The 4,168-nt window shown below is 47.3% G+C and carries 3 protein-coding genes; all 3 read left to right on the top strand.

The window, feature by feature from the left end:
• Positions 1-439: 439 nt before the first annotated feature.
• The 3 genes from H6F93_RS22350 (at position 440) to H6F93_RS22340 (ending at position 4,085) form a co-directional block, all read left to right on the top strand.
• On the top strand, positions 440-904 hold the full coding sequence (locus tag H6F93_RS22350; protein ID WP_190685538.1) for a hypothetical protein: 465 nt from the start codon (positions 440-442) through the stop codon (positions 902-904).
• A gap of 12 nt (positions 905-916) precedes the next feature.
• Complete coding sequence (locus tag H6F93_RS22345) at positions 917-1,195, top strand: DUF6915 family protein (RefSeq protein ID WP_190685536.1); 279 nt, start codon at positions 917-919, stop codon at positions 1,193-1,195.
• A 1,408-nt stretch (positions 1,196-2,603) separates the two neighbouring features.
• The gene (locus H6F93_RS22340; RefSeq protein WP_190685533.1) at positions 2,604-4,085 is read left to right on the top strand and encodes a reverse transcriptase domain-containing protein; all 1,482 of its coding nucleotides are present in this window, start codon (positions 2,604-2,606) and stop codon (positions 4,083-4,085) included.
• Positions 4,086-4,168: the final 83 nt, after the last annotated feature.

Genomic DNA, 4,168 nt, shown 5'->3' with positions numbered 1-4,168 from the left:
ATTTCGGGCAAAAAGTGCCGCCACTTGAATAGAGAAGCAGTAGACATTGAAGAGGAAGAAGGCAAAGCTGGGCTTACCTACCTTACCATTGACCCATTTTTGCGACACAACCGCCAGTTGTGCCTGAGCTAGTTGAGGGTATAAGTCAATTTATTCACAGCAGTAGAATGCGCCGTGAGTCTAACCAGTCGCTGCACCGGAACGTGTCAAGTTAATTGGTTGAGTTGCAAAGGTTTTCTACGTCCGGTGAGCTTGGTCGTTCGACTGCATAAGCTATTGGCAGGTAGTTCATGTTAACAATATCTATTTACAGTTGATACCCCTAGAAGTCTTGGTGGTTCTCATCAAATCTGTTAGTAGGAAAAATATCCTGCAATAAGGCTAATCATGCCTGACAAAGCTTGAACTATATTTGTTGTTGTAGAATTTATACCCAAGTATGCCGTACTTCAAGTATCGCGGTAAAAGAAAGTACGAATATGAACTAGCTAATGGGCAGTTCAACCCTGAAAATCTTGATCCAGATTTACGTCAGGTTTTTGGTGTGCTTCGTGAGTTGGGGGTAAAAGTTATCTATTGCAGATATAACGGAGGAGGTGATGAGGGATTCGCTCAGTTTAGTGGAGTTAAGCTCGAAGATAGAATCATAGAGTTCGACGACCTCAAGTATCAACTTGCAGAAGGTTCACTTGGTAGTCAAACATCTCAATACTTACGCAATTACTATCGCTATTTAGGAGAACCATCTCGAGAGCAGCGTGTGGAGTTTTTCCTTGACTTGTTAGCAGATTCATTAGCAATTTGCTTACTTGGTCAATATTACGGCACTGGTGAATATTCAATGAAAGGTTCCTTTAGAGCAAATCTTGAGACCGGAGAGATAATTGATGAACAGAGACAGTAAGGTAGTAATTCTATGACTCATCCTTGGTACCACTCAGTTCGTTCAGCAGATCTCTTTGGTGGTGTTCCTGAAGATTATCTGAATATTCACAACTGGTTTGATGAGTCCAAAGCTTTTCTGCCAGATTTGCGCCATCGCGCCCTACGCCACCATGCAGAAGGTATTTTCTTTTGTGAGCAGCTCTTTGGAGTTACTATCGAAAACACTGTTAAACGGAAGATCCCTGTTCGTCTTATCGCGGAGCAACATATCCAGGATGATTTGGGTTGGATTCCAACTGTAAAAGACTAGCTTTGCAATCTTGAAGTTCAGCCCTGGATGACTCAAACTCCTTTTCAACCCATGAAAGAGAGTGTGTTAAAAAATAACAAATCTGAGTCATCATCGCAGTCGAACAATTGCGGTGTAACGGATTGAAGGAAGCCGCTGATGCTGAGTTCAAAGGTATCGGCAACCGCTGACCGCAGCCGTTAACAACACTGCCGAAAATGACCCGAACTCGGCAATGTTTGATTCAATGCCCATATCAAAAGTCCCTAGCAGACAAAGAATTTAGGCTTTACGACTTACAGTACCCAATGGCCGTTTTCGGCAAAGTTAAGCTGTTTAAACATAAAAGGGGCAATCGCTCCATCTTCTACTCATACCTACCCATAAAAACGGGTAGCTTCCCGACTATCTCAGAGCCAGAGGAAGCAGGATGATACATCCATATCAAAACCGCCGACAACGCTTTACAAGGTCGGCATATAGAAAAACAAAGCCCTGATCGGTAGGTTAGGGCTTATTGTTTTGGTCAATGCCTTGAACATTGTGAGTGGGCTCAGTTATAGCAGAGGAATTTTTTTGGTCGTTAAGGCTGAAAATCTTATAGGTCAAAGCTTCTAGCATCTGCTTCTTCAGAGCACTCGCTTGACTTGAACTGTCCGATCTTCAGCCATAAATGGGACAGTCTAATCTATGAGGAACGATTTTGCGTCATTTCAGGCTTCTGGTGTTTAATCGTCTAGTTGTCGAAAATGGGACAGTTGCCTTTGAGAGTTCACTAACGACCAAAATTTTGTGCGACTCGTTCAGTCGAAACAGATAGCAATATCTGGGGATGGCTGACAAGGCGGACAGAGGGAGCAATCCCAATGCACCTTGATAACTTAACTTTCGTGATGGTGCAATTCCATCCCTTCTTGATGCAGAAGTGACAGCATCTCCCACTGTAATGGAGTTGACAGCCCATTGCAGCCAGCATGGGAGAAAAGGCGGTAACTCAGAACCTGACTGAGAATCCCGCCCTTGCAGAGCTGAAGCAGGTTAGCGAGAGCGAACCTATGTTTAACCGTCGTTAGGTCGAACAAGCCAACGCAGGATTAATCCTCCACTTTGGGGGTCTCTTGAAGAGAACCAGGCTTGCCCAAAACGGGAAAGGTAAGGAGTCAGGCAGCCGAAATTCTGACCTGAATGCATCCTCAATAAACCCGGCGGGAAATAGGAACCTTCCTTCAGCAACAAACGAAAGTTAGGAACGAAGTAACCCCTGTGCCTGCTCTCAAGATCCGGTCGATGGCTTGAGTAGGGAGTCAACCGCAAGCGGCACAGCGGGCAGGATTGCCTCAAAAGCCAATGCCTTTGGGAAAGCCAAAGGATATGCAGACAGAGGCACGACCGTTTGGAGGATATAGCTGGTAGTCAGAGTGTAAATGTCATGAACACGGTTTTTCAACCGATGTATGGATGGGAAGGCTTACCCTGGAAGCGCATCCAGCGGCAGGTCTTCAAGCTCCAAACCCGGATATATCGAGCTTCGTGTCGTGGAGATGTCAAGGCAGTCCACCGACTCCAGAGATTGTTGATGAAATTCTGGTCAGCCAAGTGTTTGGCAGTTCGACGAGTAACCCAAGACAATCAGGGCAAGAAAACCGCAGGTATCGACGGCTTAGCGTCGCTTCCACCCAAAGCGCGGTTACAACTGGCTCAATGTCTACGGTTAGGAAACAAAGCGGCACCGATGCGTCGGGTTTATATCCCAAAACCTGGTAGTAAAACGGAACAAAGACCGCTGAGCATCCCCACAATGCACGACCGTGCCTTGCAAGCGTTGGTCAAACTGGCATTGGAACCCGAATGGGAAGCACACTTGGAGCCAAACAACTATGGCTACAGACCGGGACGCTCATGCCGAGATGCGATTGGAGCCATCTTTCTGGCAATTAAGCAGAAGCCGAAATTCGTGCTCGACGCGGACATCCAGAAATGCTTCGAGCGGATCAACCAAACTGCTCTGTTGAGAAAACTCAAAACCTTTCCCAGTCTCGCCCGACAAATTCGAGCCTGGCTGGGAAGCGGGATCATGGATGGGGAAACCCTTTACCCCACCTCAGAAGGTATCGCTCAAGGCGGACCTCTCTCCCCACTGCTGGCAAATGTGGCACTTCACGGAATGGCATTAACTCTGAACAACGCATTCAAGGGCAAACAACGCCCCATGCTGGTTCAGTACGCCGATGATCTGGTGGTTCTTCACCCGGATCTTACCGTGATTCAGGCGAGTCAGCAGATTCTCAGTGAGTGGTTGACAGGCATGGGTTTGGAATTAAAGCCGAGCAAAACTCGGATTACTCACATGCTAGAGGCTATCGACGGCAACGTGGGATTCGACTTCTTGGGATACTCTATTCGACAATACCGAGTAGGTAAAACCCATTCTAAGCGAGGCTTTAAGACCATCATCAAACCAAGCAAAGCTGCACAAATTCGCCATGGTCAACGACTGAAAGAGATCATCAGAGCGCGTCGTCCCGCGACGCAAGCGCAATTGATTGCTCATCTCAACCCCGTCATTCGAGGCTGGTCGAACTACTACAGCACCGTGTGCAGTAAAGCAGTCTTTAGTGCAATGGACTGCCAACTCTATCACAAACTACGGGCTTGGTCTTACCGTCGTCATCCCCACAAAAGCCGACACTGGATTGCCTACAAGTACTGGCGATTAAGGGAAGGCAAGGGATGGCTGTTTGCCCCTCCAGGCGACAAAGTAACGCCGCTTCGCAAGCATGAATCTACGCCAATTCGTCGCCACGTTAAGGTTCAGAGTAACCGAAGCCCTTATGACGGTGATTGGGTCTATTGGAGTCAACGAACAGGTACGTTCCCAACCGGCGTTGTTGCATGGAGGAGTTGCGGATAGGCGAGGTGATAGGTTTGAAGTACCACCAACAAACCTTCACAGCAATGAGCTACCGTATCCGCAACTGGTCTGAGTATAACGCT

This window comes from Leptolyngbya sp. FACHB-671, assembly GCF_014695745.1.
Taxonomy (GTDB): Bacteria; Cyanobacteriota; Cyanobacteriia; order Elainellales; family Elainellaceae; genus JAAUTN01.
Note: the sequence above shows the minus strand (reverse complement) of the source record. Positions and strands in the feature narration are given on the sequence as shown.